This window comes from Microbacterium sp. HMH0099, assembly GCF_049384025.1.
Classification (GTDB): Bacteria; Actinomycetota; Actinomycetes; order Actinomycetales; family Microbacteriaceae; genus Microbacterium.
The window spans coordinates 59,317-85,516 of record NZ_JBMRJR010000007.1 but is presented as its reverse complement, the minus strand read 5'-3'; the positions used below and the strand labels follow the sequence as shown (position 1 = coordinate 85,516).

The following is a 26,200-nucleotide window of genomic DNA, read 5'->3' as shown; positions in this document are numbered from 1 at the left end:
GCGGTCTGTCTTCCCCGGACGGGTACAGCTTCGTGCACCGGTGAGTGTCTGCCCCGGGACGCGGCGCTGTCAGTCGCCTTGCCGCGCGACCTTCGGCGCCGCGTCGAGCCCGCGGTCAGTAATTAGTCGCCGCCCGAGCTGTACGGCGGCGTCTTGCAGAAGCTGCGGGCCGACGATCTGCAATTCGCAGTCGAAGCCCGCGAAGCGGGCCGCCAGAGCACGCCACGACCACGATCCCGTCGTGAGCTTCGTGCGACCATCACCGCCCTCCTCCATTCGGGCGTCAGGGTCGACGAACGGCGCTACTCGGTGTGGCGGCAGATCGAGCACGGCGGTCCCGACGCACGGCCAGGCCGCATTCGCATCTCTCGATCCCCGGAACCGGGCGGCGACGAAAGCGACCGCGTCGCCGCCCGGAATCGGGCGGGGCGCGAACCGCTGCCGGGTGGGGAGTCCTGGACGTACACGGTCGATGCGGTACGTTCGCCAGTCGCCGATCTCCTCGGTTGGAACAGGATTGTCTCTGATGCTTGTGTGTGCGTGGGCATCCGCGTTCCATGCCAGTAGGTACCAGCGACCGTCTCGCGCGATGACGGCATGCGGCTCGACCCGGAAAGATCGTCGATCGGTCTCCGCCGTTTCCCGGACCGGGGCATAGTCAAAACGCAGGATCTCGTGCGCTGATGTTGCCTCGCTCACGGCGACAAGCACCGCTGGATCGACGGTGACATTGCCGCTTGCCACTTGCACGTTGACCGCGTCGACGCGGTGACGGAGTCGCAGGGGCATCACTTGCCGGATGGTTGCGAGCGATCGTGCGGCAGCTTCGGCAATGTCTGCCCCCGAGGACGGGGCCACGGCAAGGGCCAGCGCCACGGCCACTGCCTGCTCGTCGTCAAAGAGCAGCGGCGGCAGATGTGACCCCGCCGATAGGCGGTATCCGCCTGCGGGTCCGCGGAGCGCCTCAATGGAGTAACCGAGGTCGCGGAGTCGCTCGATGTCACGACGCACCGTGCGGGGACTGACATCGAATCGCTCGGCGAGCACGTCGCCTGACCAGTCCCGACGCAACTGCAGCAAGGAAAGCAGCTCGAGCATCCGGGAAGACGGTCTGGCCATAACCCATCTTCACCGATATAGCGGTCGCAATCTGTCCGCAACTACTGAGAGGGTGAACTCGTCGCCGACGCCGGCGGTCAAGGGACAGCACATGAGGAGTCGATATGTCCATCACCACTACCCCGCACCTCAACTTCGACGGCGACGCTCGCGCGGCGCTTGAGTTCTACGCTTCGGCGCTCGGCGCGCAGGCTGTTTTCATGACCTACGGGCAGATGGGGGCGTCTGATGATCCGGCTTGGGCTGACCGCATCGTGTGGGGACAGGTTGAGACCACGAGCGGTATTCGTGTGATGGCATTCGATGTCTGGCCTGGTCAGCCCTACAAGCAGGGAGCGAACTCGTTCTACGTCTACCTCAGCGGTGACGACGTAGAAGAGATCACGATTGCATGGAATGGACTGTCGGATGGGGCGGAGATTCGGCAGCCGCTTGGACAGTCGGCGTGGTCTCCGCTCGCCGGTCAACTGCGCGACAAATTTGGTGTGATCTGGGCACTTGACGTGCGCGCACCGCGGACCGCGTCCGAATAGCGCCCGCTCGGCGCCTCCCAATCGGCGGCAAGCTCGTCGAGGAGTACGACGGCCAGGACAGCTGACCGTCCGCGGTCACTACCGGCGGCGGGTCAATAATCCGCGAGGTGCTCGACCGGTCGCGAAGTCGAGGTGGCCCTCCCGAGTGCAAGGGGCGCGGAACGAGAGGGCCACGTGGAGTCTTTCGGACCGAGCGCCGCATCGGGTTGGCACTTGCGTAATCCGTCCACGCGGCGAAACGGACGAAGACCAGTAGAACGCAATCGCGCAGTATCCCGCCCCAGAACCACGCGCGCCGCCCCATCGTGTCAAGGCCCGTGCGGTGCCACGAGAAATCGCGAATCGTCGCTCGTCAGGGCAAAACCCGGCATCTACATCACCTGGACGCAGGAGGTTCTTGATGGGACAGCTCAGGTACGACCCCAGCACATCGTTCGAGATTGAGGACAGAATACTGGCCCATCTCCGTCTTGTGATCATGACGAAGCTTCGTCGCCAAGAGTCCTTTATGTTGCAGTTGCCCCACCGTGACGTGGGCTGGGTCAGCGTCTGGATTCACCCGTCGGTACCCGTTGGCTTCAGATTCTTCGGCAGCCGGACGCCGGCAATCGATCGTGAACTGGCGGAAGCCTGGATCACGGAGGCCAGCGGCTCTGACGGGCTCACCCTCACCAGCCGAAGCTGACGACCACCAGTCAGACCCTTGGCGTATGAACCGCGTGTGTCACGCATGTCACGGTGACCGACCTCGAGAACTCGCCCCCTCGCCGACCTCGTAAGCTGCTGCAGGAGTGGCTCGACGACTCCGAGCAGCAGGGTTACCTAACCGCCGGGTCAATCAAGGTGGTGCCGCACGAGGACGACGACCGGGACGACACCGGACTCGTGGTCATGACCCTCGCCAACATGTCGTCCTCGGCGTACTTCCAGCCCGCCAAGCACGACGACCCGCTCTGGACCGCCACCATCACAGGACGCGGGGAAGACTTAAAGATGAACCCCCACCAGGTGGCAAGCCTTGCTGCGGAACTCGTTGGTAGCCGGCAACCTGTGCACGTATCTGCAGTGGCGGTCACTTGAGTGGGACCGCGACAGCGGCGAGCACTAGACGACCGCGCGACATCCCGGCCGCGGGAGGGGCGATGTCCTCGAGCGACGACGGAAGTTGACGCGCCGGCTGCGGTTTGCGCCGAACGACGCCGTAAATGATGTCCGGGAGCGCGACCCCGTCGACGACGCTGTGAGTTATCGCCACCACCAGGAGGTTCATCCTCGGGAAAGCGTGTTGCCCGGCCTCACGCTCAACCGGTGTCAGCCCCTCGATCGTGTACCAGCCCAAAGCACCTGGCGCTCCGGCGGGCCGTGGCGTCGGGTCGCTGGTGGTCACCCGCTCACCGTAGTAGCGCTCGTGGCTGGGCCCCAACCGGCGTACCTTGAGCAGATGACGCAACGGCACCCGGCCAATGTCACTGTCCCTGACGTGGTGGGCCTGCCGTTCCACGTCGGCCGCGACACCGCCTCCGCAGCCGGGGTGGCCCTGGCAAGCACTAACCCCGACGGGCCACCCATCGGCGCTCTCGCATGGCCGGGACTGTTCTACATCACCTCCCAGCAACCAGCGGCCGGTACGGTGATGCGCCAGTGGGATTCGGTCGTCGTGGAGATCAAAGCGTACGACGCCGCGAAGTAGCCGTCCGCTGTCACCGTCAGACAGCCGACGCCATCTCTCTTATCCACGCAGTGACAACGTCCCACCGGTAGACGCCACGCGTGTCGGGTGCAGGTCCGGCGCCGACCTCGGTCCACATGCGCAGGGTGGACGCTCGAGCGCCGATGCGGGCGGCGGTTACGTGCAGGGAAAGTGCGGCGCGGGCACGATGCGGCAAGCTCACGGCGGCGACGCTATGGGGGAAGGCCCGGAAGCTGGTCAACCGGCGTAGGGATCTCACCCGACGCTGCCCCGGACTTCACCCGCACCGGGCATCTGCCCACGGTGATGAGGACAGCTCCCCCCCCAATGCCGGTTACGCTGGCCTCGGCATTGCGCTCGTCGCAGTTCGTCTTTGCCAGGCGCCCCGCTCGGAATCCCCCACTACCTACCCCGAGTGGGGCGCCCAACACTCTGCGCGCTTCCAAACGGTGCAGTTCTGAAGGCGACGACAACTAGGGTAGCCCCCTAAATAGTCAGCGGCGCGAACTACTAAGCTGCCGACGTGCCAGAAGACGAGATCGAGGACTCCCCTCCACGACGCAGCCGCGCGCTGCTACAGGCTTGGGTGCGAGAGTTCATCGACCAGGGCCACCTCGTCGCGAGCGATGTACGCGTCGCCGAGCAAGAGGACTCGGACGGCCGTGACACGGGTCTCGTCGTGGTCGGCCTCGTGCACGCCGAAGGATCAATCATTCTCGAGGCCGCCGGCTACGACGAACCGCTCTGGCAGGCCACCATCACACGCACCGAGCACGACGAGACCATGCCACCGCACGTGCTCGCGAGCCTCGCCGCCGAACTCGTCGTCGCGGGAAACCTCTGCGATTTCCTGCAATGGAAATCGCTGGAATGGGACCGCGACAGCGGCTACCACGACACCCACTGACACCACCACGACCTAGGAACGACCCATGGGCCGCTTGATCTACCAGGAACGCCACGTCCTCGACGTCGAAGACCGACTGCTCTCCCACCTGCGCATCGTCATCATGAACAAGCTGCGCCGCAACGAATCGTTCATGCTGCAGGCGCCGCACCCAGAACACGGGATGCTCAGCCTGTGGCTTCACCCGGCCACGCCGATGGTGTTGCAGTTCTACGGCGGACGACATCCCCGCATTGATACCGAGCTGATCGAACAGATGATGCTCGAAGCGAGCAGCCCCAACGGGCTCACCCTTCCTGCGACAATATGAGGCTCGGCGGGCGGCCGCTACCGGCTTCGCCATCTACCTTCGTGCGACTGGTCGAGGTTCTCCCTGATCGCAGCCTTGTCACCGACGTCAGCAGCGTCGGTGTCTTCCTATGCGTTGTCCGCAGCATCGCCAACGATCTTCGTCAGTGTCTCTTCCGCCGGCAGCGCCGCCTGGTCGGCCGCTGAGAGTTCGTATCGACTGACAGCCACTGGTTGCGTCGATCCAGCCAGCGCGTATTTGACGACGGTCTCATTCTTGTCGGCGACGAGCAGGATGCCGACTGTGGGGGCATGAAGGTTCGGGATCCGCATGCGGTCGTCGACGAGCGCGACATAGAACCCGAGTTGGCCAGCGTCGCGGGGGTCAAACTTGCTTGTTTTCAGCTCAACGACCACGAAACGCACCTGTTGCCAGTTGAAAAACAGCAGGTCGACGTAGAAGTCGTCGCCGTCCACGTCAAAGTGCACTTGGCGACCGACGAAAGAGAAACCCGCCCCCAATTCGCGGAGGGTGTCCACAACGCGAAGCGTGAGCCGCTCTTCGAGCTCACGTTCGCTTGCGTCGGAGTCAATTGCGAGGAAGTCCAGGGTGTATGGGTCTTTGGTGAGCTGCTGGGCAAGCTCAGAATCACCGCTCGTCAAAGCTGACGCGAAGTTCGACGGGGCAGCCGCAACCCGCTCGTGTAGCCGGGTTGCGATTTGATGCTGCAGAACCGCGCGGCTCCATCCGTTCGAGGCGTCCTGCGCCGCGTACCAGTCCCGCAGGCTCTGATCGTCGAGCTTGTCGAGCAGCTGGATGGTGTGACTCCAGGGCAATCCGCCAACAGGCTGTTGGCGAATCGCTTCCTCGCTAGGCCATGCCTCCGCAAGTCGACGGGCATACCGGAGATTGGACTCCGAGAAACCTTTCATCGAGGGGAATTGGGCACGCAGGTCGGCTGCTAGCCGAGCCAGCACACCACTCCCCCACGGCTCCACCTTCTGTCGCTCGATGAGGGCGTTACCGATGTACCACCAGAGCGCGATGACCTCCGTGTTTGCCGTGCGTTGCACCGCGAATCGAGCCTTGTGGGCACGCTCGACGATGAGGGCCAGAGTCTGCGCATAGCTGGACGGGAGAATCTCGGTCACCCTCTCATCCTCCACCGCTACGCCGCGACCTACCTTCACCAAGCAGTCCGCCAACACTCTGTTGGCGAATCGCGACGCGTGTCCTCGTGGCAAGGCAATCTGAGACTTCAGCGGGCGTCAGCCACTGCTTTCGAGTCACTCCAGCAGTTGGACGCGGAGCTGCTGGATGAGTGAATCGATGCGGTCGACGTCGACGGTGTAGCGGGGGGCGCGGCCGCGGCGCGCGCCGATGGGTTGATCAACGTCGGTACGAACAACGCCGATGTCTTCCAGAAGTCGCAGATCTCGAGTGAGTGAGCTCACCGCCGTCTTTGTCGCTTCACGGATGTCGCCGTAGTAGCTGCCGGGGTGCTTTACGAGGTAGTTGATGACGTGTCGAGGGCCGGTTCGGGCAAGCAGGGCGATTGCGTCGGCGGGAACTGTCGGTGCTGGCACTGGGTTCCTGACTGTGGGTACCACGAAGCGGAGCGTGCTTGTCGATGTGGAGCGGGGGTGCGCAGGTTCGACAACGCGGGATGCTGGTCCTCGTAGGGTACGCAAAGACCCGCGGCGGGTGTGGGAGAAATGCCCGCAACCGTTTCCGCGCCCGTGGCTGAAGGAGCCGGAATGGTCACCGTGAATGAGCGGTCGCCGATCTGGAGGCGCGTGCCGGTGACAACGGCCCGGGGGTGTCCAGCGGGGATGTCGATGGGCTCTTTTCCGTGCTCGGTGACAGTGGTGCCGTTGGCCGATGACTGGTCGGTAACCCAGAGCATGCCGTCGCGGAACGAAAGGATGCAATGAGACCTCGACACCGAGCGGGCGGGGTCGTCAACCGTCACGGTTGCGTCGACGCCTTCGGCCTCCTTGGGAGGCCTGCGCCCAAGCAGGGTCGTCCCACGGATGATCTCGGCGGAGCCGTCATCGAAGGTGATCATGGCGCTGGGCACGCGCAAGCGACCTTCACCGCTACCGGTGACGTTGAAATCGGGGTCGATGTGGGGCGCGGGCGCTGTGTCGACGACAGGATCGGGGAGCGTCGCTGATGTCGCCGGGAGCTCGTCGACAATTTCGCGAATCGGCTGCGCGAGTTCTTCGTCCGCCGTGGGTTCGTTCGCGGGGGCGTATGTGCGGGCGTGTCTTCGGTCGACCGTGACGGCGCCGTCCGGGTCGATGGTGAGCATGAGGGAGACGCCCGCGTCAATTGCATGGGCGTACTGCCGCCTGCCGGTGGTGGCGGTGTACGCCACCAGCACCTCGACGGCTTGTGCTCGCGCGGTGTTGGAGTCCGCCGCGGTGATGGGAACGCTCTGACCGGGGAGCGTGACGACGCCCGTGCCGTCTGTGTCGATGCTGACGTTCATCATGGGGCATGTCCTCTGGTTGCGGTTGAGGCGTAGACCAGGGTCTGGTCGACCTTCTCGCTGGTGACGTAGACCGTTGTGGTGAGCACTGCGAGCGGCGACTCGGATACCCCGGTGGTGAGGGTGGTGAACGGCTCCGAGCTTGGTGTCGCTGCGCTGGCGTCGACGAGGACGGCTTTGTTGCTCTCGGTGCCGTAAACGGTGGAGCCGGACACGGCGACAGGGGTAATGCGGCTCGGGAGCGCGACGGCACGTGGGTCGGCGCTGTAGTCGATGAATGCTTCGCCGAGGGTGAGTGTTTCGGCGTCGGCGGCGTGGATGGGAACGTCCTGGGCGGTGATCCGGGCGTTCATTGGCGCGGTGAGCGTGGTCATGTTCGACGGGAGGTCGACCAGTGTCACAGTGAGAGCCGGCCGCTGAGACCACACGACGATGAGGGTGTCGTCGTCGGCGGCGGAGATCAGCAGCGGGGCTCCTTCGACGCCTTCGGGCCGTGGGAGCGGCTTTTTCACGGGTGCTGCATCTGCGGTGAGGGTCCACCAGGATTCTTCGTTGGCCGCGATGATGCCTTCGCGGCCCGACAGGATGGGGACCGCTGTGACGGGCACGTCGGTCAACTTGAGACCGTCGCTGGTGAACAAGCCCGCGGTCTGATCAGGCAAGGTGATGAGCGGTTGCGAGCCGAGGTAGGTCACCTTTGCGCTGCGGCCGACGTTGACTTCGACGGGGGCTACGGGGGATTGATCTGTGTCGAGCGGCCACAGGGTGAGCGAGGACTCGCCCGTGGCGAGGACCAGGCGCCCCTGCACTTCGGAAGCGTGTACGACGTCGTTCGCGCGCGGGGCCTGGGCGCCGCGCCATGTAACGGCGCCGGCCGCGGCGTCGACGAGATTCAGCTCGCCGCTGTTCGTGGTGATTAGCAGTCGCTGGTCGTCGATGAGCCGCGGTTCGCTGCGTGGGGCGATCGGCAGCGACCACGCTGCTTGTTCGGAGAACCCGGGTGGGACCAGGACGGGGATGTTCGCCCCGGCACCTGGTGGGCCGGGGTCGGCGGTGGCCACGGGGGCCGGCCCCGGCTGCAGCACGACGGCGAGAGTTGCGACGGTTCCGCCGACGACGATCACTACAGCAAGTCCTAGCGCGATCAGAAGCGGCAGGCGCGAGCGCTTTTGCTCCGTCTCGGGCGCCGGCATGGCGAGCTCGTGAGCGGCGCCGTCTGCGGTGACAACCATCCGGTGCTCGGTGTTGTCGACGACGGCACGCACCCGCACCGCGTCCAGACCGAGTTGGGCCGCCTGCTGGGCCGCGGCGGCAACTCCCGCCTCGGTAGGGGTGGAGCCTTCGGGTACGTCGACCGGCAGGCCGTTGAGGGTGACCAGCTGCTCACCTTCCATCGCGAGGGTGAGAACCGGAAATGCCGGGACGGTCGTCGGGTCGAATTCTTCGTCGCTCATGCTGCTACTCCCCAGAACTCCCAGTGCCATGATTCGGTCGGACCGCGCCCGCCGGGTCGCGCCCAGTCGGGGTTACGCCACCCGAAACGGGGCGCGTTCTGGTCCATCCACGCGTACTCGAGGCTGTAGAAGCTGAAGATGCCGACATCGACAGCGAGTGCCCACCCGTGGTTCGACGTACCCGGGGTGGCAGCGTTGCCGCCGTAGATTTCCTTAGCTCTAACCTGCTCGTCGTAGTCGCGGTACCCGTCGTTGACGACGAGGTCCTGACCAAACTGGGCACGGTAGGCGTTGTTCAGTGCGACGAGAGCCTGAGCCGCGTCGGCGCGAAGAACGTACTCGGGCTTCCACGGGATCGGCGAGAGCGTGTTTTCGGGGACACGACCGTTCTCGTACCCGCCCCACGGGCCGGGTCGGTTGATGCCGCCGGGAATGATGCCGTCAGGGATGGTGCATTCCTGGATCTCCCTGGGGTCCACGCCGGACAGGCCCGCGACCACCTCTGCAGCCGGTTGGACATAACGCTCGTAGTGGTACGGGTCGGCGTTGACCTGCACTCGATGCGCCGCGATCCAGGGCGGCAGGTTCTCCCAGTCCTGAACTTGCCGGAGGGCTGTGAGGAAGTTGGTGGCCGAGACGAACGGGTCCATCCGGTCCTCGTATGACCCCCAGCGGCCGTTGTCGCGCTGCTGGAAGAGACCACGAGAATCAGGGCCCACGACGTCGCCCTGATCGAGCACACTAAGCGAAGACTCGCCCATAGCTGTCATCACGCCGATGGTCTGTCCGCGCGCGTCCAGGCCGAGGGCGGCACCCGCGGCCATGATCTGCGCGGCGTTCTGCAGCTGCTCGCCGCTGTAGCCGGCGATGCCTTGGGGTGGCAGTTGGCTGACGTCGACGTTGGCAGGGGTGGGCATGCACGCGGCGGCGGCGCCGTTGTCTCCGAAGAAGAGCACGACGAGGAGCGTCGGCAGGAGGATGACGCCGGCGACAACGGCAGGGATGACCTTCTTCACGGTCAGGGACCCGCCTGTTCGGGAGGTGTGAGCCGGTCAACGGCCCATCCCGCTTGAGCGTTCTCGCGGTACAGGACGAGCATGTACTGCCCGACCCCCGTGGGGAGCAAGACGTTCAGCTGGGTGGCACTGGGGGCCGCTGACACAAGCGGTTCTCCCGTGATGGTCGTAGCGGGCACGCTCTGCGGATCCGTGTACTCGTACGCGAAGACCGCTTCTTGCGTGAGCATCGGCTTCAGCTGCGCCCACCAGCTGTCGTAGGGCAGATCGCGCTGCAGGAACGCCGTCAGCGCGGCCTGTGCCGTCGCAGTCCCCGCGTCGCGTCCCTCGTCGTCGAGGGTGTCGGCGGGTGTCACTGAAGCGGTCGGCGCATTTGACAGAGCCGGGCTGGCAGAAGGTAACGTGCCAGGTTCTGCCTCTCCCCCGGAGCAACCCACCGTCATGGTGACGAAGATCACCGCGGCCACCGCGGCCGCCGTTCTGCGCGCTCTCTCGATGACGCCCTCCCCCGCTTATGCTTCTATAGACACTACGAGATGTTGTCTATAACCAAGAATTAATTCTTACGCATGAAACCGGGGCACTGATTGGCAGAAGCACGCAGCGTTGAGCTCCGCCCACGAAACCCCTTCCTCCCCCCGGCAGTCCCACCGGCAGACCCGGGAGAACGCGACGAACCAGACCGGGTGTGGAACAACGCCCTCGCTTTGCGCGGCCCGTCAACGCCTGCAGCCGTCCCGAACAGCAACATCGACGGCCTCGCGCCCTGGCCCACGCAAAACACCACCAACCGGCCCCTGCTGACCGTTGTTGGCCTGCACGGCGGAGCAGGAGCGACCACACTCTGCTCACTGCTCGGCATCGACGTTGTAGACGGTCACGGCGCCTGGCCGGTCTTCACCGGCTGGGACCGCCCACTCCCCGACATGCCGGTCCTCGCCGTTGCGCGCACCCACCACGCGGGCGTCGCGGCGGCCAGCCGCTTCGCACGGCTGTGGGGGGCAGATCAGCTACCGGCATCCCGATTGCTGGGCATCGTCATGGTGGACGACGGCCCAAAGCTCACCTCGCAACAGCGCCTGGTCGCTCGCCGCCTCGGACAGATGACACCGCACGGGTGGCACATCCCCTGGCAGGAGAACTGGCGCCATGAAGCCCCCACCCCCACCACCATCGGCGGCCGCCTCAAACGGGTCCTCGCCAACATTCGCTCTCTCGCCACACCTACAGGAGAAAACCCAACATGATCAGCACTGCGCTCACCGCCCTCTCTCACGCGGTGGTGGCACTGCCCAACCCGACCCCGGAGCAGCCCCCCGGGACGGACGGCATCCTCACGGTCCTGAACTGGATCAGCTGGATCGTCATCGTCGCGGGCATGGCCGGCTTCCTCATCTCGGCGGGAACGCTCGCTTTCGCGGCGTTCACCGGTCGCGAGGTGAACAGCTTCAAGGGCATCGTTCTCGCGATCATCGTGTGCGTCCTGGCCTCGGCCGCGGGCGTCATCATCCAGGTCTTCATCTAACGACCCGACGGGACTCCCCATGAGCAACGACGGCACAGCCAACAACACCCCCTTCAACAGATGGTGGATCGTCTCGGCCCTCTTCGTCGTCGCGATCGCGGCGGCGATCGTTCTCGTCCTCGTCCTGGGCCGTGGGGGGCAGAACGACGCCGCGCAGCCCGGCGCCGAGCCGTCTGAAACGTCGAGCGCCTCCCAGCCAAGCGCGACGAGCGCTCCCCCCACCAAGAGCGGCGCGTGCAACGTAAACACCGCCAACCAGGACATTCCCACCGTGGGCCCCCCGGCCCAATGGGTACCGGAGCGGTACTTCTTCTACCCCACAAGCGCCGAGTACGGGCCCGTCGACTCAGACGGACCCTGGGGCTGCTTCGCGCCCTCGCCTACAGGTGCGCTGTTCGCCGCCGTGAACGCCGTTGCAGGCGTCGCTCGGGAAGATTTCGCCGACGTGGTGGAGGCGAACGCGGTCGACAACGGAGGAAGCGAGCAATTCATCGCGCTCACCCAGGGTCGAAACCGTGAGCAGGCGCCGGGTCGCGTCGCCCAGGTCGCCGGCTTCACTTTTACGGCGGTGAAGCCTCAGCAAGTGACCGTTCAGGTCATCTTGGCCCAGAGCGACGTCGAGGCATCGTCGACGGTCGTCCTCGTGTGGGACCAGAACCGATCCACATGGCTGGTCGACTACGCGACCTCGAGCATGACGCCCACACAGTACAACGGCGCGCTCTACACTCCCTGGTCCGCAAATGGGTGATGCCCCCCTTGATGACTGCGGCTGGCTTGATGTCGGGTGCGGGATCGGCAATGTCGTCAAGGGCGGTATTGAGGAGTTCGTTCGCTCTCTCGCGGACGGCGCCGTGCAGTTCCTCGGGTGGCTGACGAGCTTCTGGATCAACATCCCCTCCCCGGATGTGCAGTCCGACGCGATCGGGCAGATAACCAGCGGTCTGCACTTCTACACGATCGTTCTCGCGATCGTCGGCCTGCTCGTGACCCTCATCCGCATGATCTTCTCGAACTCGTTCCGGGACGGCATGCCCGCGGTGAAGATGATCGTGAACCTCATCGTGGTGACCGGCGTGTACACCGCTGCCACCACGGCGCTGATCCTCGCTGGGGACTCTTTCGCCCCCTGGATCATCGAGCGGGCCACCGGTACCCAGGATCTCGACCTCACGCAGCTGCTCACGACACAGGCGATCATGACGGCCGGCGTCGGCCCCGGTGTCCTCCTGGGCATTGTGGCTCTGCTGGGCAGTTTGATGAACGTCATCCTGATGATCCTGCGCGGCGTGCTCGTCACGTTGGTGTTCGCGTTCCTGCCCGCCCTGGCCGCGGCATCCGCCACGGAGGCGGGAAACCAGGCTTTCAAGAAGGCTCAGGGTTATCTCCTGGCGCTAATTCTGTTCAAGCCGGTCGCCGCTGTGATCTACGCTCTCGGGCTGCTCCTGATTCGCACGCCGCCGTCGTTCACGACGACGGATGAATTGGGCGCGTCGCTCTATCACGTGTCGGTCGGCGTGATGACGCTGCTGATCGCAGGGCTGGCGCTGCCAGCCATCATCAAGTTCATCGCCCCGGTGGCCGCTGGCGGTGTCTCGTCGGCGTTCTCGGGCGCCGGACTCGCCGCGGGCGGAGTGGCCGCCGGCGCCGCGGTCGTATCCCTAGGAGCCGGCGCCGCCGCGGGTGGCGCTCTCGCGGCGAAGGGTGCCGCAACGACGGCATCGACCGCGGGTAACGCCGCGGCCGCCACCGGGCAGGGAGCGAGAGCCGTCGCCAGCACCGCCGCCAACAACAGCGGCGGGGGTGGGGGCGGCGCAGCTGTCGCCACGGCACCGCGCACGGGCGGCGGCGACAGCGCTGCGCCCTCGAGCAGCGGCGGCAGCTCTCCGAGCACGCAGAACGGCCGCGGCGCCTCTGCTACACCTTCGAGCTCAGGGGGCGCGGGCGGCGGTGCGCAAACTTCTGCCGCGCCGACGCGCGGCGCCGCGGCGGGCGGCGCACAGTCCGCGGCACCCACCACGCGCCGCCGAGACAACACGGGACGTGTTGCCGATCTGACCGCGGGCGGGGCCCGCACCATCAACCGCACCGTTGACGACACCGCGGAGGAGAAGTGATGTCCGAGAACGCCAGCGTGACCTACGGAAACATCGTCAAGCCCGGGCGCCTAGGCATCTTGGGCCTGCCGATGGGGGTCTCGCTCGCGCTGATCCCCGTCGTGATCCTCATGGTTCTGCTCCTGGTCACCGGAAACATCCTGGGTGCGCTGCTCGTCGTCGCTGTGGGCGCGACCGCTGCGGGCCTCATGCTGTGGCGCGGACGCGCTGACGGCCGAAACATCTACGAAAGGGGCGTGCTCATGTTCGCGCACCGCCGCAAAGTGAAGAAGGGCAACAACCTCTACCTCGCCGGCCCTGCCGGTCGCGTCCCGGACGGCAAGATGCGCGTCCCGGGCCTGCTCGCTGCCAGCGAGCTCTCCGAGCACACCGACGCCTACGGCAACCCTTTCGGCCTGATCCGCGTGCGCGCTACGAAGCACTACACCGTGGTGCTCGAGGCGTTCCCGGACGGTGACCAGCTGGTCGATCAGAAGGTCATCGATTCCCAGGTCGGGCACTGGGGCGCGTGGATGGCACAGCTGGGTGTGGACGGCGGCATCGTCGGCGCCAGCGTCACGGTCGAAACGGCGCCCGACTCAGGCCTTCGCCTCGAGCGGATGACGCGCGGGAACCTCAGCGAGAACGCCTCGGCATTCTCCGCCGCCGTCATCGACGAACTCCCCGAGCACTACAACTCGGGCTCCCCCTCGGTGACCACCCGCATCGCCGTGACCTTCTCCGGGAAGGGACTCGACACGGACGCCAGCGACCGCGGCATCTCGGTCATGGTCGAAGAGATCGCCAACCGGCTGCCGAGCCTGATCGGCAATCTCTACTCCACGGGCGCGGGAACGTCCGTGCGGGCGTGCACCGCGCAGGACATCATCGACTTCACCCGCACCAGCTACGACCCCACCGTGGCATCCCTCATCGAGGAAGCCCGCGCGGAGGGCGGAACGGGCCTGTCCTGGCCGGATGCGGGGCCTGTCTTCCACGACGACCAGCTGGACCGGTACTTTCACGATCGCGCCGTGTCCAAGACGTGGGAGATGTTCGAGGGCCCGCGCGGACAGTTCTACTCAACCGCTCTGCGGCGCATCATGGAACCGACCCCGAACGTCCTCCGCAAGCGCGTGACGATCCTGTACCGGCCGATCCCGTCGTCCGAGAGCGCGTCGTTGGTGGAGAGCGACATCAACAACGCCGCCTTCGCGGGCTCGCAGAAGCAGCGCATCAGCGCCCGCCAGGAGCAGCGTCTCGCCTACGCGAAGAAGGCCGCGCAGGAAGAAGCGCAGGGCGCCGGCCTGGTGCGGTTCGGCATGATCATCACGGCGACCACGGCGACGTCGGATGACTTCCCGCGCCTGGACAAGATCATCCCGTCGATGGCCAACGCGGCGCGTTTGCGCATCCGCCCCGCGCTCGGCAACCAAGCGGTCGCCTTCCAGGCGGGGCTCCCGTTGGGGGTTGTTCTCGCCGAACACTCGCTGCTCGACGACAAGATGCGGGCGTGGCTGTGATGGCCCGCCGCGACAACCAGCGTCCCTACTCGGACGACGATCTGTCCCTCACGCTGTCTCCGAAGAAGGCCCGCCAGACGCGGCGGGATGCCAAGCGCCTGTCCACGGCACAGCCGAAGTCCTCGGGCGCGCTAGACCGGCTGCAGGAGTTCTTCAACAGCGCCGCCGCGGGCCGCGCAGACGCGGCGATCCGTCCCGGTCGCCGCGGCTGGGCCGGACGCGGCACAGGCCGCGTCAACTACATCGAAACACCCGTGGAGTACCAGGGCACGACGGTGCAAGTGTGCGGCCTCTGGCCGTTCATCGCCGGTTCCGGAAGCCCCGTGGTCGGCGCCCCGCTGGGGCGGCACCTGACCACCGGCTCCGTGGTGTGCGCGGACCCGATCAGCTGGTTCCTGGCGAACCTGATCGGCAACCCCAGCGCCTTCGTCATCGGGCGTCCGGGCCTGGGCAAGTCCAGTCTCGTTCGCCATATCCTCGCGATTCTCGAGGGGTGGGGAATCGTCCCCATGGTCCTCTCGGACACTAAACCCGACTACGCCGACCTCATGGCAGCGATGGACGGGCAGGTCATCCGCCTCGGCCGCGGTGTCGGCGCGCTCAATGTGCTTGACCTCGGCCCGCTCATGGGCCAGCTCGAGCAGATTCCCGACGAGGAGCACCGCCGACAGGCACTCGAAGAGATGCGCGGGCGCCGGCTGACGCAGGTCATCGGCCTGGTGGCCCTGGTGAACAACCGGCCCCTGGAGTCCTTCGAACGCTCGATTCTCTCGGAGGCGCTGCGCATCCTCGACGAGCGATCTGAGCGCACTCCGGTCATCGGCGATGTCACCGACCTGGTGCGGGGTCGCGAACCCCGCCTCGCCGCCCTTGCCATCGACCGCGACGACGTGAACCGGTATCACGAGCGCGTGCAGAGCCTCGTCGACGGGCTCACTGCCCTGGGCCCGAACGGTCCTTTTGGCGACATGTTCGCGCGTGAGACCACCGAGCACATCGAGGTTGGACGGCCGATGGTCTTCGACGTGTCGACCATTGACGAGGCCGATCACCAGATGCATGCGGCCGTTCAGACCGTGTGCTGGAATTACGGCTCCGCCGTGGTGTCGGCCGACAAGCACCTGGCGGAGGCGGGTCTGAAAGAGCAGCGCCACTACTTCCTCGTCATGGACGAGTTGTGGCGGATGCTGCGCGCATCCGACGTCATGGTTTACTTCCTCGACTCGCTCACGCGCCTGAACCGTCAGCGCGGCATCGGACAGGTGATGATCACCCACACGATGAACGACCTCGAGCTGAGCTCCGAGCACCTCAGCAAGATCGCATCCGGCTTCGTCGAGCGATCCGGCATGGTCTTCCTCGGCGGCCTCGCAGACGCCGAGATGGGCAATCTAAAGAAGGTGTTCGCCATGTCTCAGACGGAGACCACGATGATCTCGGACTGGTCCGCAGAGAGCGCGGTGAACCCCGAAACCGGCCGCTCCGCGGCCCCTCCCGGACGCGGCAACTTCCTGCTGAAGCTCGGCAAGAAGCCCGGTATCCCCTTCACCGTGGTGCTCACGCCAACCGAGCTCGAGGTGAACAACACCAACCGCGCCTGGCAACAGGCCAAGGCGCGCGCCGAGGGCACCGCGGCCATGGGCCTCGATCCCGTCGACGAGTACGACGCGGTGGACGCATGAGCAGGCAAGCAAACCGCCGCGCTCAGCCCGCCGGCAACGACCTCGGCTGGATCATCCTCGGCGGCGTCCTCATGCTCGGACTCGTCGGCCTCGCCGTGGTCTGGGTCGGCGCGCAGCTGAACCCCGCGATCGAGAACCTGCCCGACCGCGGCATCGGCACAGTGCTGACCGCCATGCTTCGCGGGACGCTTCCTCCCACGGCCCTTCAGATCGGCGCAACAATCGTCATGGCTCTGGTTGTGGTCGGCCTCGTCGGCATCCTCGGCTGGGCGATCTGGAAGCAGTGGAACCAGCGCTCCCGCGTGGACCACAAGGCGTCCTCGATGGGGCAGACGCGCGACGTCGCCGACCTTCTCGAACCGGCGGCACGCGCCGATAGCGCCCGACTCGGCGCCGAGAAAGCCGGCCCCGGCGTCACCTTGGCCAGCCACATCCCCAGCGGCAAGCGTCTCTATGCGTCATGGGAGTGGGTGCAGCTATGGATCATGGGACCCCGCGCCGGTAAAACGTCGTGCGTCTGTGTCCCGCAGATTCTGGAGACCCGTGGCCCGGTCCTGGCCACCTCCAACAAGCGCGACATCGTGGATCTCTCCCGCGGCCCCCGCTCGGAAAACGGTGTCGTCTGGGTGCACGACGTGCAGCACATCATCGGGGAGGAACCCACCTGGTGGTGGGACCCGCTGTCGTTCGTGCACGACATGGAGACCGCGGAAAAGATGGCGGACGTGTTCATCACGTCCGCGACCGCGGCCGGGTCCAAGCAAGACGCCTACTTCGAGTCGGCGGGACGCGAGACGCTATCCCGCCTCATGCTCGCCGCGGCCCTCGGGGGTCTGTCTGTGCGCAACGTGTTCGCCTGGGCCAACGACCCGGACTCTCGTCCCGGGGCCCCTGACGACCCCGCACAGATCCTCTCCGAGAACGGCCAGACAGAGCAGGGCCGCGCGCTTCGCCAGACGCAGAACCTCACGGAGAAGCAGCGCGACGGCGTGTACGGCACGCTGCGCCCCTGGATCAGCGTTCTGGGCAACACCAAGGTGCTGCCCTGGATCACCGACGAGACGCGATCGCGGCCGCACTTTGACCCCGATGCGTTCGTGCGGTCGACGGACACCATCTACCTGATCTCCAAGGAGGGTGGCGGCTCCGCTCGAGCGATCACCGGCGCCCTCACCATGGCGATTCTCATGGCCGCGGAGCAGTACGGCTCCACGCAACCCGGGGGCCGGCTACCGACCCCGCTGATGGCGGTACTCGACGAGGCCGCGAACGTGTGCCGTTGGCGCGAGCTCCCCGACGTGTACTCGCACTACGGCTCACGCGGCATCATCATGTCGGCGTTCTTCCAGTCCTGGGCGCAGGGCGTCGAAGCGTTCGGGGAGACCGGGATGAGCAAGCTCTGGTCCGCGGCCAACATCCGTGTCGCGGGCGCCGGCCTCGCCGAAGACAAGTTCCTGCCGTTCCTTGCCAGCCTTATCGGTGACCACGACGTCGTGAAGCGGTCCTCGTCGTCGCAGTCGAAGGGACGGAGCGTCACGACGAGCCTGCAGCGAGAACGCATACTCGACACCGCCGACCTGACGGCGATGCCGCGCGGCCGCGCCGTACTCCTAGCATCCGGGGCCCCGGCCACGCTGATCAAACTGAACCACTTCTCCAAGCGGCCCTACGCCCAAGCCGTCAACGACAGTCGCGAATACTACGAAGCTCGCGCCGTCTCCTCCTCGAGCAAGGACGTCGCCTGATGGATGCCATCGAACGGGACGACGACGACATCGAATTCGTCGAAACGGCCTACGCGAATGTCGCCGAATTCGTCGAGCAGCTCCTGTTGCCGACCTACCGCCGCAACCCAGCCAAGCACCGCTGGGACCCACGGTGGTGGGAATACCAGGAAGTCGCGATGCGCCTGGAAGCGCTCTGGCGATCGTTCGAGTACCTCCGCCTCGAAGGACCTACCGGTATGGCCGTTTTCTTCCGCGACTACCTAGACCCCACGATGCGCGAGCTCACGTCCGAGAACGGACCGTTCTGGCGCCTCGACAAGCTCGGCGACGAGCGCGGCGTCCCCGACGCTTGGCCATCCGAGTCGCCGCCGCGCAACATGTTCTGACGCTCCGGCGACCGCGCCTCCGATCCAGCGGCATCAGCACTGATTCTCTGCGGGAGGCGTCTTGACGTCCAAGGACCGGTGGGGCGGGCGCGGATTCGGTCGGCGGGGACTCTGATCAGCCCTTTCCGGCACGCCGCGACACGCCGAAGCGCACTTTCCCCCGCCTGTGTGATGTCGGAACCCCCGTCTATTGTCCGTTCTGTGGACAAGTACCTGCGATCACCACGAGAACCGCGGAATTGCGAATGTTAACAGCGCTTCACGGCGGGGGTGCTCTGTGGATGAAACCGGGGACAACCCATGCTGCACATGGGGAGAGACGGTGGAAAATCACACAGATGTAACTACTACCCCTTGTGGTGCCTTCCGATGTCGGAGCCCATATGTAGTATTAAGGACAAGGCCGAGAGGTCCCCAATCAAATACGACAACCCCGATCATCGGGGGAACCGAGTCGGGGTCGTCGTCACCATTTCTTGGCGGAGCAGGTGACTTACTACCCTAGTACTACAGCAAACGAATGGCGTCGCCCGACGCCACGCTGGGTTCTCGGTATTTGGTGCAAGGTTCCGAGGAGGAACCAAAATGGCTAAGGCCAACAACACCAGCGGGCTTCGCCCGGGTCAGCCCGCACCTCAGTCGGGTCAGTACCAGCAGATCGGTCCCCGCGGCGGTCGCGGCCCAGAACGGACGGTCACTCGGCACGAGCCGATGCCTCCGACGTCGAAGCCGAACATGACCTACAACCTGGTCGACCGGACGAAGCACTGAGCATGGTGACGAAGCGGGTCAATGGCCCGATCTACGTCCCGTGCCCCCAGTGCCGCCGCAACCTCGGTCCGTTCTCGCGGCTGACCAGCGGGCGCGCTCGTTGCGCCCACTGCGGCGCAACCTTGCTCGTTCGCATCTAACGGTCGAACGAGCAGACGGCGTGCCCCTCACGGGGCACGCCGTCTGCTCTTGTACCTGGTTCACGAGACCAAGCTCGAAGTTAGACGCTCCGATTCAGCGGGAGATCTCCTGCACCTGTTCACGGTTGGCCGATCCTCCACGCGCGGTCCGTGGGCGTGGTGACCCGCGGCGCAGGCCGCGGGCGACGGACTCACCGGCCGACTCGGGAAAGCTGCGGTCGACCGCCTCTTTCACCTCGAGCTGCTGAGGGCTGAGACCCTGTTCGCGACCCGTGTCGTTTCCGCGTTCGTCGAGGCCGCGGGCCTCGGCCTGGTGGCCGCGTTCTTCGCCACGGTGGAACGCGGCCGCGTCCTCACGTTCCTCGGCGCGTTCGTCCGCGGCCTCGGCGCGCTCGCGCGCCAGATCGGCGTTTGGCTGGCGTTGGTCGTCGTTGGCCTGTTCTTGCTCGTCGCGCTCGCGCGCGGCCTCTGAGCGGTCGTCTGCGGCCTGCGCGTCAGCACGCAGGGCGGCCAGGCGGTCGTCGACGGCGTTGAGGAGGGCGTTGCGTCGTGCTTCCTCGTTTTCGGGATGCGCGGCGCGGAGCTCGTCGACGTTCAGCCCGAACTGGCTGTTCGCGCGTTCCCGCACGATCTCGTAGATCTCTCGCGCCTTCGGGTCATGGTTGTAGAGCGTGGCGCCGTATGTCGCGGCGTTGGCGACGCGCTCACCGTTGGCGTTGCGCCAGAATTCGTCCCGCTGGACTCGTTCGTAGATGGATGCCGTGAGGCTGGCCTGGTCGCGCTGCCTCTGCATCACGTCGGCGCGTGCGGCCTCGTCGCGCGCTTGGGCGCGGCGGCGTAGTCCTTCGGCTGCCTGTCCTGCCCCCATTGCTGCGGCGCGGAGCACCCGGTCGAACTCGTTGCCGATGACGTCTTCCTCGTCCATGCTCGTGTCCTTTCTCGTGCTGTTATCCGCGGCCGCGATCGCGGTCGCTGTCGGGGGTGGTGGGCGACACTGTAGGTCGCATGCTCGGAGCAGCCCCTGGGCGTCCAGGCTGGGTCGCGGAGGACGTGCCCGCCGTGGCGCCGGGGCGCTGCGCTTCCGCGCGTTCGATCACGGCGACCGCGGCGCTGACGGCGGCTGTCGTCTCCTGGGCGGCTGCGAGTCGGCCGCGGGCGCGCTCCGCTGCGGCGACGGCGTTGCCGACAAGGGAGATCTGGCTTGCGACGGCGAGCCACCCTGCAGCGCTGTCACGACCGACCGCGCGCGCAGCAAGTCGTGAGACGTAGGCGGCGTCGGCGCCAAGCTGCTTGCGCTCGATCCGCTGCCGCTCCGGCTGGGTGGGGTCGTACCGGCTGGCTTGAGATGCCCGTGCCAGCATGTCTGATGCTGTGGCGATGGGGCCGTGGTTGGTGGTCTCGAAGTACAGCGAGGCGCGGGCGAGTGCTCCCGATGCGTCGACGGCTGCGACCCGCGTAAAGCGGGCTGTGCGGTCGGGCACCACGATCTGCTGAGCGGATTCATTCAGCTGCTGCACGACGTGCAGAGGCAGACGCTTCGCGCGCACCCCTGCGGGAACATCCAAGGCTCCAGCCCGCAGGTTCTGGTGCCGCTCTGCCCAGACGGGCGCGGCCTGCGCCTCAGCGTCCGCGTCGCTTCCCCAGCGTTCCCGGAGCGAGCCAAGCCCGAGGTTGGTGTCCAGCTTGGACGCGGCGAACCACACGGGCTGGGGACGCTCGCCGTCCTTCACGTTCGGAACGAGAGCGGCTGAGTAACCAACAACTCGCGACGTGTCGCCTTTCGCGAAACGAGGGCGCACGAGCACGCGCGCGTCGCGCGCCTGTGCGACAAAATCAGTTTCGCTGCGCGCCACGGTGGCGGCGCCCCGGAGACGGCGTCGGAGCTCGTCGCGCTGGGTCACATCGTCACCCTCGCGGGCTGCGCGCTGGAGATCGCCGGGCTTGTTGCCGCGCAACGTCTCACGCTCAGCCTCACGGGATTCCAGCACCTGAAGTCCGTACTTGTGCTCGAGCTTGTTAGCCGCCGCCTGCGCGCGGTGGTGGTCATTGTGGATGCGAGCTTTGCTGCCGTCCTCGGCGACAAGGCTGACGGCGATGTGCACGTGGTCGTTGCCGTTCTTCGACAGCCCGTGACGCACAGCTACCCAGCGGCAGGACTTCCCGCCATCGGGGTCGGTGAAGCCCATCTCGTTCACGAAGTCTGTCGCGATGGCGTTCCACTGCGCGTAGCTGAGCGGTCCCTCGGTGGGGTTCAGGCTGAGCGAGCAGTGCCAGACGTGCGCGTCCTTCTCGCCGACCTTGATCTTGCGCTGATTGATCTCGTCCCACTCGTACACGGGCGCGGTTACCTCAGTGCCGTAGAGGCGTCGAGGTTGGTCGAGGACGAGCGCCAGATCGAGCACCGTGTCGGAGTCCTGCAGGGACGCTCCACGGGCGGCCTGCATCACGACGTCGTGTCCGGCCACGACGTGCTGGTCGCTGTGATCGTTGGCGCGTCCGGGGCCGGCGAGATACATCATCAGCCCCGCCATACGGTCGCCGCGCGTAATGTTCGGCATCATCGCCCGACCACACCGTCATTCATATAGGCATCGAGCGATCCACAGATGCGATCAACGGCGGCAAGTGTGTGCTTCAGTTCGCCGTCCACGCCGTGGCCGGCATTCACGGCACGCGCGATCTGGTTGACGTTGTTCGACACCGACGCCAACAAGCGACGAATGTGGAACAACTCGGTGAGCTCATCCCGGCGCTGGACGGCGGTCTTGCCGTCACCGTCCGAGAGGGCGGCTTCTACCAGCAGGCGCGCGACCGTGACACCCACTTCTTTGGAGCGCTTCACCAGCGCGAGCTCTTCCTCGGCGGACACCTTCACGCGGTGTTCCGCAATGCGCCCACCCGTGACGTTCGCGCGGCGGCGCCGGCTCTGAGCGGTACGCGTGTTGTCCGTCATCCGCTCGTCCTCTCGCCCAGTGCAACGACCCGCAGGAGCACGGGACCACACTTCCAGTGTGCCGCATCCGGCCGCGTAGCGGAAGGAAAGGGGCATTTAGGGGACCTAAATATATAGCTTGCTCCTCGCCTGGTGCATTCCAGTGTCATCCGCACCACCCGCAGGGGTGAGACCTCACGGGTTGTTGTGAGCGTCCAAGGCTGACACACTCGATGTTGAGCGCGCTGTTGCGCGCGGTCTCGAATCCCCCGACATAAGGACACGACATGGCGAACGCGATGAACCCCGATGAGGTGCTGCGTCGCGCCCGCGACATGCAGGAATCGCGTCTGGCCATGATTGACGACCTCGTTCGGACGAACGTCGAACTCGCCGACGCACGCGAGCGCGTAAGCACCGCCGAGAGAGACTACAGCCGCTCCTACGCCGCGGCCGTGAGCGCGGGTTGGACGACCGGTGAGCTAAGCAAGATCGGCTTCGCCGAGGCAGGGAAGACGCCCCGCCCACGCCGTCAGCCCCGTCGCCAGAACACCGCTTCGGAAGAGTCCGCTACGGAGTGAGTTGGGAATCCCCTGACCACCTGTGGACGGCCCGAGCCACCTTCGGGCTCCACCCGCCCACAGGTGGACAGCGGGACCCTCGGAGGTTCTACGGACCCACCACCCGATACCGGAAGGTATCACCCAGCTAGCCCCCGTCAAGGGCGCTTCGCGTCACTACGTGATGCGGCAGACGCCGCACCCTTGACGGGGGCTAGCTGCGCGAAGAGCGGCAATTGTCGGGGAGCTGGGAGAGAGACGGATGCTCACAGGCGACTAGCGCTGGAGGTCCTCGCGCTCGATGACCGGAGCTGAGCTCGACCGTCGATCAGAGGTCGCCGTGCCGCCTCGTGAAAGGTCGCGGGTGAGGGTGCGCGGGAACGCCGCGGCGAACGGTGACTTCGGCTCTGCGGTCGTCGATTCAGGCGGCACCGGCTGGTCCGGCGTGGCCTGTGCATTCAATTGTTCGGCGATGCTTTGCGCGCGCTGGTGCGCGGCGGCGAGTTCGTCGGCGTGAGCGAACGGGGCACCCAGGCGGGCAACGGCTTGTGCGATGACAGCGTGGGCGTCCGCGATGCGCCGTTCGTGTTCGGCGATGACGGTGGGGATGCTGTCGACAGGGTTTCCGAGTTGCACCATCGTACCGATGTTGTTGCGGAGCGCTTCTGCCGGATCGACGGTGACGCCGATGCCGGGGGCGTATTCCAGGGTGAGCCTGAGCATGTTCTTTCCGCCCGTGGTGGCGCAGTACTGGCGCTCGGTGTGCGCGGTGATGACGTGCCCGCCGATGGAGCCGACGCGTTCGGGAACGGGGATGGCAGTGCCGTACTGGAGGCCGTGTCGGTGGGCCCAAGCGCCGAGGGCATCGACGGCTTCTGATCGACTGGTGTAGGTCCGCTCGCCGAGCTCGATGCGGAACTTGTCGCCGCTGACATCGGTGGAGCGGGCGGCGTCTTCACACAACTGGGCCGCGATCTGTTGGCCGCTGTCGATCTCCTTCACGGCGCGCTGCGGCGCGTGCTTAGCGACGATTGGGCGCGGTGGTGCGCGGTCTCCTGACGGCGGAGTTTCCGCAGCGCCTGGTCGGCTTGCGCCTTCTCCAGGACGAGCGGGTCACCGGATGCCAGGGCCTTCGCCTCCGACGCGCTGGGACGGCGACATGATCGATAAGCCTACGCGCGAGTGGCTGCCTGGGTGAAGAACTCATGCGCGGAGGTCCCGGTAGGAATATCAATTGCCCATGCCCCCTTCCCCGCGCCCAGGCGCACGGTAGCGAGCCCCTGGAACGCGGCGTGGGGTGTGAGGGAGACACGACTGAGCAATGTGCGTCCGACAACCGCGTGCGTTATGGAGTGAACGGGGAAGCGGCCCGACCTGTGGCGTGGCGGCGGGTGAACACGGTGCGGGCTCCGGGGTGCAGCGTGACGAGTGTCGCGGAGCGGGTGCCGAGGTGAACTTCTTCCGGTGTTTCGGATCGCAGCGTCAGACCCACGACATCGGTCCAGAACGCGGTTGAGCGGCTGAGGTCGGTGACTTCGAGGTGGACGGCTCCGAAATCGGCGACTTCGGCTGGGGAGTTGGTGGCGGCGGGCCTGAGCCCCGAACCGACGACATCTGCGGGCATGAAGCGTGCTCCTGTGCGTGAAGAGAAAGGGGTGGGCCGGCCGTCGCGGATGCGGGGCCGGCCCGGGCAGGTTCAGGCGATGACGGCGAAGCCGAGGACGGCGGAGACGACCGACAGCGCTGCGAGAACGAGAGGGGCCACGAACGGCTCCTTTCGGCGGAGGTGGACGACGACCGCGCCAATCATGAGGACGGCAAGGGCGATCGCGGCGATGGGGCTGAGGATCGGGGCGACGTTGACTAGCACCGGCAGCACGAGCCCGATGGCACCGACGACCTCGGCGAACCCGATGAGCTTGACCGGTCCAATAGTGAAGTCCTCGGTCCAGCCCATCCCAGAGGAAGCGAGCGCTTCCTTCGGACGGGCGACTTTCATGAGGCCGGCGCCGAGGTAGGCGACGGCAAGCAGACCGGTGATGATCCAGAACGCAATGAGCATGGCGAGTTCCTAAAGACGAGGAGGCGGATTACTTCTTGACCGCGAAGCCACCGGTCCAGCCGATGACTTCCTGGGCGGCGAGGGTGAGCTGGAGGAAACCGACCGCTTCGAGCTCGCGGGCGCGCTTGAGCGAACCGGCGGAGACAGCGCTCACCCCTCCCGCAGTGACGACGTCGATGAGACGCTGCTTGGCCGCGTCGTCGTCACCAGCGACGAGGACAGTCGTGAGGGCGTCTCCGACCTGACCGGTGCCGAGGGTGGCGGCAAAGTTCGTGTTGAACGCCTTCAGCACGGTCGCGCCCGGGACGCGGGTCTGCAGCTCAGCGGCGGCCGAAGAATCCGCCGGAACCGTCAGGGAGTCGAAGGTGCTGAAGTCCACCGGGTTGGTGACATCGACCAGGATCTTGCCCTCCAGCTGCGAGCCGTACTGCTCAGCAATCTCCGCGAGGGCGGGATACGGGACGGCGAGAACGACGATCTCACCAGTGATCACATCACCCACGAGGCCCGCCGCGGCGCCAGCCTGCTGCACGGCCGCGTCGGTCTTGACCTGGTCGCGACCGAGGATCTGCACGTCCGCTCCACCCTTCGCGGCAATCGACGCGACGACGCCCCCGATGTTGCCCGTACCGATGACGGTGACCTTGCTCATTGCTATCCCTCTCGAAAATTGGCGAGCCATTGCTTGCCCGGGCAACAACCTAGCAGGTCGTTGCCCAGGCAACAATCTGCGTTACGCTGAACCCATGAACCCGACGGTCCCGCGGATGAACAACGCGCAAATGCGCGCCTGGGTCGCGCTCATTTCCACCGCCGAGCTGCTACCGCACGCTCTTGACGCGCAGCTCACCGCGGACGCCGGACTCATCAACTTCGAATACGGCATGCTCAGCATCCTCAACCTCGCCCCGGACCGAACCCTGCGTATGGGCGAACTCGCGAAGGCCGTCGATTCCCCACTCCCACGTCTCTCTAAGGCTGTGACCAGGCTCGAAAAGCGCGGCCTGGTTGAGCGGGTGGCGTGCGCGGGTGACGGCCGCGCTGTCAGCGTGCAGCTCACCCGCGATGGACGACGAGCCTGGCTACGCGCCACCCCGCCACACATCGCGCTCGCCCGAGACGACTTGCTCGCTGACTACGACGATGATCAGCTCGAACAACTCGCCACACTCCTCGAACCCCTCCTGCGCCGCCTCGACCCAGCTGCCGCGCTAGGTGTGCTGCCCGGGGACGTTGGTTGAGGTGTGGGCGATGGACGGGTGAGGACCTCCCGGTCGAGAGAGGAGCTGTCTAG

Annotated in this window: 32 protein-coding genes; 17 read left to right on the top strand and 15 right to left on the bottom strand. The window is 66.2% G+C overall.

Annotation, left to right across the window (positions count from 1 at the left end; genetic code table 11):
- Positions 1-69: 69 nt before the first annotated feature.
- Positions 70-1,098 carry a helix-turn-helix transcriptional regulator gene (locus ACO03V_RS15575; protein ID WP_423138245.1) on the bottom strand — a complete coding sequence of 343 codons (1,029 nt, stop codon included), beginning with the start codon at positions 1,096-1,098 and terminating at the stop codon, positions 70-72.
- 125 nt (positions 1,099-1,223) lie between these two features.
- Here ACO03V_RS15575 and ACO03V_RS15570 point away from each other — a divergent pair, with 125 nt between their 5' ends.
- The 3 genes from ACO03V_RS15570 to ACO03V_RS15560 all read left to right on the top strand — a co-directional run bounded on the left by ACO03V_RS15570 (position 1,224) and on the right by ACO03V_RS15560 (position 2,732).
- Positions 1,224-1,652: a VOC family protein gene (locus ACO03V_RS15570; protein ID WP_423138244.1), complete on the top strand. Its 429-nt coding sequence runs from the start codon at positions 1,224-1,226 to the stop codon at positions 1,650-1,652.
- A gap of 400 nt (positions 1,653-2,052) precedes the next feature.
- Entirely contained in the window at positions 2,053-2,337 is a 285-nt protein-coding gene (locus tag ACO03V_RS15565; RefSeq protein ID WP_423138243.1) for an ATP-dependent DNA ligase, read from the top strand.
- Between the two features lie 53 nt (positions 2,338-2,390).
- Positions 2,391-2,732, top strand: a complete 342-nt coding sequence (locus ACO03V_RS15560) for a hypothetical protein (RefSeq protein ID WP_423138242.1) — start codon at positions 2,391-2,393, stop codon at positions 2,730-2,732.
- Here the strand turns inward: ACO03V_RS15560 and ACO03V_RS15555 are convergent.
- Positions 2,725-3,039, bottom strand: a complete 315-nt coding sequence (locus ACO03V_RS15555; protein WP_423138241.1) for a hypothetical protein — start codon at positions 3,037-3,039, stop codon at positions 2,725-2,727. The two genes, ACO03V_RS15560 and ACO03V_RS15555, sit on opposite strands and share 8 nt — an antisense overlap.
- Positions 3,040-3,093: 54 nt before the next feature.
- Here ACO03V_RS15555 and ACO03V_RS15550 point away from each other — a divergent pair, with 54 nt between their 5' ends.
- From ACO03V_RS15550 to ACO03V_RS15540, 3 genes are all read left to right on the top strand, one after another.
- Positions 3,094-3,342, top strand: coding sequence for a PASTA domain-containing protein (locus tag ACO03V_RS15550; RefSeq protein WP_423138240.1), 249 nt, complete (start codon positions 3,094-3,096; stop codon positions 3,340-3,342).
- A 523-nt stretch (positions 3,343-3,865) separates the two neighbouring features.
- Complete coding sequence (locus tag ACO03V_RS15545; protein ID WP_423138239.1) at positions 3,866-4,249, top strand: hypothetical protein; 384 nt, start codon at positions 3,866-3,868, stop codon at positions 4,247-4,249.
- A 25-nt stretch (positions 4,250-4,274) separates the two neighbouring features.
- Positions 4,275-4,559, top strand: a complete 285-nt coding sequence (locus ACO03V_RS15540) for an ATP-dependent DNA ligase (RefSeq protein ID WP_423138238.1) — start codon at positions 4,275-4,277, stop codon at positions 4,557-4,559.
- 107 nt (positions 4,560-4,666) lie between these two features.
- Here the strand turns inward: ACO03V_RS15540 and ACO03V_RS15535 are convergent, their stop codons facing one another.
- From ACO03V_RS15535 to ACO03V_RS15510, 6 genes are all read right to left on the bottom strand, one after another.
- Positions 4,667-5,689 (bottom strand): PDDEXK nuclease domain-containing protein, encoded by a 1,023-nt coding sequence (locus ACO03V_RS15535; protein ID WP_423138237.1) that lies wholly within the window; start codon positions 5,687-5,689, stop codon positions 4,667-4,669.
- Positions 5,690-5,824: 135 nt separating this feature from the next.
- Positions 5,825-5,992: a hypothetical protein gene (locus tag ACO03V_RS15530; protein WP_423138236.1), complete on the bottom strand. Its 168-nt coding sequence runs from the start codon at positions 5,990-5,992 to the stop codon at positions 5,825-5,827.
- 50 nt (positions 5,993-6,042) lie between these two features.
- Entirely contained in the window at positions 6,043-7,035 is a 993-nt protein-coding gene (locus ACO03V_RS15525) for an FHA domain-containing protein (protein WP_423138235.1), read from the bottom strand.
- The gene (locus ACO03V_RS15520) at positions 7,032-8,486 is read right to left on the bottom strand and encodes a hypothetical protein (protein ID WP_423138234.1); all 1,455 of its coding nucleotides are present in this window, start codon (positions 8,484-8,486) and stop codon (positions 7,032-7,034) included. Before ACO03V_RS15520 ends, ACO03V_RS15525 begins: the two co-directional genes overlap by 4 nt.
- Positions 8,483-9,502, bottom strand: coding sequence for a M15 family metallopeptidase (locus ACO03V_RS15515; protein WP_423138233.1), 1,020 nt, complete (start codon positions 9,500-9,502; stop codon positions 8,483-8,485). Before ACO03V_RS15515 ends, ACO03V_RS15520 begins: the two co-directional genes overlap by 4 nt.
- Positions 9,503-9,504: 2 nt before the next feature.
- Positions 9,505-9,858 (bottom strand): hypothetical protein, encoded by a 354-nt coding sequence (locus ACO03V_RS15510; RefSeq protein WP_423138232.1) that lies wholly within the window; start codon positions 9,856-9,858, stop codon positions 9,505-9,507.
- A gap of 330 nt (positions 9,859-10,188) precedes the next feature.
- Between ACO03V_RS15510 and ACO03V_RS15505 the strand changes: the two genes are divergently transcribed.
- The 9 genes from ACO03V_RS15505 to ACO03V_RS15465 all read left to right on the top strand — a co-directional run bounded on the left by ACO03V_RS15505 (position 10,189) and on the right by ACO03V_RS15465 (position 19,212).
- Positions 10,189-10,749, top strand: coding sequence for a DUF6668 family protein (locus ACO03V_RS15505; RefSeq protein ID WP_423138231.1), 561 nt, complete (start codon positions 10,189-10,191; stop codon positions 10,747-10,749).
- Complete coding sequence (locus ACO03V_RS15500; RefSeq protein ID WP_423138230.1) at positions 10,746-11,027, top strand: hypothetical protein; 282 nt, start codon at positions 10,746-10,748, stop codon at positions 11,025-11,027. The genes ACO03V_RS15505 and ACO03V_RS15500 overlap by 4 nt, the downstream gene beginning before the upstream one ends.
- Before the next feature lie 19 nt (positions 11,028-11,046).
- Positions 11,047-11,778, top strand: a complete 732-nt coding sequence (locus tag ACO03V_RS15495) for a hypothetical protein (protein ID WP_423138229.1) — start codon at positions 11,047-11,049, stop codon at positions 11,776-11,778.
- A complete protein-coding gene (locus ACO03V_RS15490; RefSeq protein WP_423138228.1) occupies positions 11,771-13,144 on the top strand; it encodes a hypothetical protein in 1,374 nt (457 codons plus the stop codon). The genes ACO03V_RS15495 and ACO03V_RS15490 overlap by 8 nt, the downstream gene beginning before the upstream one ends.
- Positions 13,144-14,646: an SCO6880 family protein gene (locus tag ACO03V_RS15485; protein ID WP_423138227.1), complete on the top strand. Its 1,503-nt coding sequence runs from the start codon at positions 13,144-13,146 to the stop codon at positions 14,644-14,646. The genes ACO03V_RS15490 and ACO03V_RS15485 overlap by 1 nt, the downstream gene beginning before the upstream one ends.
- Positions 14,646-16,328 (top strand): hypothetical protein, encoded by a 1,683-nt coding sequence (locus ACO03V_RS15480; RefSeq protein WP_423138307.1) that lies wholly within the window; start codon positions 14,646-14,648, stop codon positions 16,326-16,328. The genes ACO03V_RS15485 and ACO03V_RS15480 overlap by 1 nt, the downstream gene beginning before the upstream one ends.
- Complete coding sequence (locus ACO03V_RS15475; RefSeq protein WP_423138226.1) at positions 16,325-18,073, top strand: type IV secretory system conjugative DNA transfer family protein; 1,749 nt, start codon at positions 16,325-16,327, stop codon at positions 18,071-18,073. Before ACO03V_RS15480 ends, ACO03V_RS15475 begins: the two co-directional genes overlap by 4 nt.
- Entirely contained in the window at positions 18,073-18,441 is a 369-nt protein-coding gene (locus ACO03V_RS15470) for a DUF4913 domain-containing protein (protein ID WP_423138225.1), read from the top strand. Before ACO03V_RS15475 ends, ACO03V_RS15470 begins: the two co-directional genes overlap by 1 nt.
- A 585-nt stretch (positions 18,442-19,026) precedes the next feature.
- Positions 19,027-19,212, top strand: a complete 186-nt coding sequence (locus ACO03V_RS15465; protein ID WP_423138224.1) for a hypothetical protein — start codon at positions 19,027-19,029, stop codon at positions 19,210-19,212.
- A gap of 234 nt (positions 19,213-19,446) precedes the next feature.
- Here the strand turns inward: ACO03V_RS15465 and ACO03V_RS15460 are convergent, their stop codons facing one another.
- From ACO03V_RS15460 to mobC, 3 genes are read right to left on the bottom strand one after another with little or no spacing between them, the layout of a single operon-like run.
- On the bottom strand, positions 19,447-20,277 hold the full coding sequence (locus tag ACO03V_RS15460) for a hypothetical protein (protein ID WP_423138223.1): 831 nt from the start codon (positions 20,275-20,277) through the stop codon (positions 19,447-19,449).
- Between the two features lie 22 nt (positions 20,278-20,299).
- Positions 20,300-21,913, bottom strand: a complete 1,614-nt coding sequence (locus ACO03V_RS15455) for a relaxase/mobilization nuclease domain-containing protein (protein WP_423138222.1) — start codon at positions 21,911-21,913, stop codon at positions 20,300-20,302.
- Positions 21,910-22,305, bottom strand: a complete 396-nt coding sequence (mobC, locus tag ACO03V_RS15450) for a plasmid mobilization relaxosome protein MobC (RefSeq protein ID WP_423138221.1) — start codon at positions 22,303-22,305, stop codon at positions 21,910-21,912. Before mobC ends, ACO03V_RS15455 begins: the two co-directional genes overlap by 4 nt.
- Positions 22,306-22,571: 266 nt before the next feature.
- Here mobC and ACO03V_RS15445 point away from each other — a divergent pair, with 266 nt between their 5' ends.
- Positions 22,572-22,865 carry a hypothetical protein gene (locus ACO03V_RS15445; RefSeq protein WP_423138220.1) on the top strand — a complete coding sequence of 98 codons (294 nt, stop codon included), beginning with the start codon at positions 22,572-22,574 and terminating at the stop codon, positions 22,863-22,865.
- 255 nt (positions 22,866-23,120) lie between these two features.
- On the opposite strand, the gene ACO03V_RS15440 is transcribed toward ACO03V_RS15445, so the two are convergent.
- The 4 genes from ACO03V_RS15440 to ACO03V_RS15425 all read right to left on the bottom strand — a co-directional run bounded on the left by ACO03V_RS15440 (position 23,121) and on the right by ACO03V_RS15425 (position 25,558).
- Positions 23,121-23,846: a hypothetical protein gene (locus ACO03V_RS15440; RefSeq protein ID WP_423138219.1), complete on the bottom strand. Its 726-nt coding sequence runs from the start codon at positions 23,844-23,846 to the stop codon at positions 23,121-23,123.
- A 343-nt stretch (positions 23,847-24,189) separates the two neighbouring features.
- Positions 24,190-24,468 carry a VOC family protein gene (locus ACO03V_RS15435; protein WP_423138218.1) on the bottom strand — a complete coding sequence of 93 codons (279 nt, stop codon included), beginning with the start codon at positions 24,466-24,468 and terminating at the stop codon, positions 24,190-24,192.
- Positions 24,469-24,540: 72 nt separating this feature from the next.
- Positions 24,541-24,906, bottom strand: coding sequence for a DoxX family protein (locus tag ACO03V_RS15430; protein WP_423138217.1), 366 nt, complete (start codon positions 24,904-24,906; stop codon positions 24,541-24,543).
- A 28-nt stretch (positions 24,907-24,934) separates the two neighbouring features.
- Complete coding sequence (locus ACO03V_RS15425; RefSeq protein ID WP_423138216.1) at positions 24,935-25,558, bottom strand: NADPH-dependent F420 reductase; 624 nt, start codon at positions 25,556-25,558, stop codon at positions 24,935-24,937.
- Positions 25,559-25,652: 94 nt separating this feature from the next.
- Here ACO03V_RS15425 and ACO03V_RS15420 point away from each other — a divergent pair, with 94 nt between their 5' ends.
- Positions 25,653-26,147, top strand: a complete 495-nt coding sequence (locus ACO03V_RS15420; protein ID WP_423138215.1) for a MarR family winged helix-turn-helix transcriptional regulator — start codon at positions 25,653-25,655, stop codon at positions 26,145-26,147.
- Positions 26,148-26,200 lie beyond the last annotated feature (53 nt).

Coding starts and splice junctions, on each gene's coding strand:
- ACO03V_RS15575 (WP_423138245.1), bottom strand. CDS start 1,098: ATGCTCGAGCTGCTTTCCTTGCTGCAGTTGCGTCGGGACTGGTCAGGC.
- ACO03V_RS15570 (WP_423138244.1), top strand. CDS start 1,224: ATGTCCATCACCACTACCCCGCACCTCAACTTCGACGGCGACGCTCGC.
- ACO03V_RS15565 (WP_423138243.1), top strand. CDS start 2,053: ATGGGACAGCTCAGGTACGACCCCAGCACATCGTTCGAGATTGAGGAC.
- ACO03V_RS15550 (WP_423138240.1), top strand. CDS start 3,094: ATGACGCAACGGCACCCGGCCAATGTCACTGTCCCTGACGTGGTGGGC.
- ACO03V_RS15540 (WP_423138238.1), top strand. CDS start 4,275: ATGGGCCGCTTGATCTACCAGGAACGCCACGTCCTCGACGTCGAAGAC.
- ACO03V_RS15525 (WP_423138235.1), bottom strand. CDS start 7,035: ATGATGAACGTCAGCATCGACACAGACGGCACGGGCGTCGTCACGCTC.
- ACO03V_RS15520 (WP_423138234.1), bottom strand. CDS start 8,486: ATGAGCGACGAAGAATTCGACCCGACGACCGTCCCGGCATTTCCGGTT.
- ACO03V_RS15500 (WP_423138230.1), top strand. CDS start 10,746: ATGATCAGCACTGCGCTCACCGCCCTCTCTCACGCGGTGGTGGCACTG.
- ACO03V_RS15495 (WP_423138229.1), top strand. CDS start 11,047: ATGAGCAACGACGGCACAGCCAACAACACCCCCTTCAACAGATGGTGG.
- ACO03V_RS15490 (WP_423138228.1), top strand. CDS start 11,771: ATGGGTGATGCCCCCCTTGATGACTGCGGCTGGCTTGATGTCGGGTGC.
- ACO03V_RS15485 (WP_423138227.1), top strand. CDS start 13,144: ATGTCCGAGAACGCCAGCGTGACCTACGGAAACATCGTCAAGCCCGGG.
- ACO03V_RS15480 (WP_423138307.1), top strand. CDS start 14,646: ATGGCCCGCCGCGACAACCAGCGTCCCTACTCGGACGACGATCTGTCC.
- ACO03V_RS15475 (WP_423138226.1), top strand. CDS start 16,325: ATGAGCAGGCAAGCAAACCGCCGCGCTCAGCCCGCCGGCAACGACCTC.
- ACO03V_RS15470 (WP_423138225.1), top strand. CDS start 18,073: ATGGATGCCATCGAACGGGACGACGACGACATCGAATTCGTCGAAACG.
- ACO03V_RS15465 (WP_423138224.1), top strand. CDS start 19,027: ATGGCTAAGGCCAACAACACCAGCGGGCTTCGCCCGGGTCAGCCCGCA.
- ACO03V_RS15460 (WP_423138223.1), bottom strand. CDS start 20,277: ATGGACGAGGAAGACGTCATCGGCAACGAGTTCGACCGGGTGCTCCGC.
- ACO03V_RS15455 (WP_423138222.1), bottom strand. CDS start 21,913: ATGATGCCGAACATTACGCGCGGCGACCGTATGGCGGGGCTGATGATG.
- mobC (WP_423138221.1), bottom strand. CDS start 22,305: ATGACGGACAACACGCGTACCGCTCAGAGCCGGCGCCGCCGCGCGAAC.
- ACO03V_RS15445 (WP_423138220.1), top strand. CDS start 22,572: ATGGCGAACGCGATGAACCCCGATGAGGTGCTGCGTCGCGCCCGCGAC.
- ACO03V_RS15435 (WP_423138218.1), bottom strand. CDS start 24,468: ATGCCCGCAGATGTCGTCGGTTCGGGGCTCAGGCCCGCCGCCACCAAC.
- ACO03V_RS15430 (WP_423138217.1), bottom strand. CDS start 24,906: ATGCTCATTGCGTTCTGGATCATCACCGGTCTGCTTGCCGTCGCCTAC.
- ACO03V_RS15425 (WP_423138216.1), bottom strand. CDS start 25,558: ATGAGCAAGGTCACCGTCATCGGTACGGGCAACATCGGGGGCGTCGTC.
- ACO03V_RS15420 (WP_423138215.1), top strand. CDS start 25,653: ATGAACCCGACGGTCCCGCGGATGAACAACGCGCAAATGCGCGCCTGG.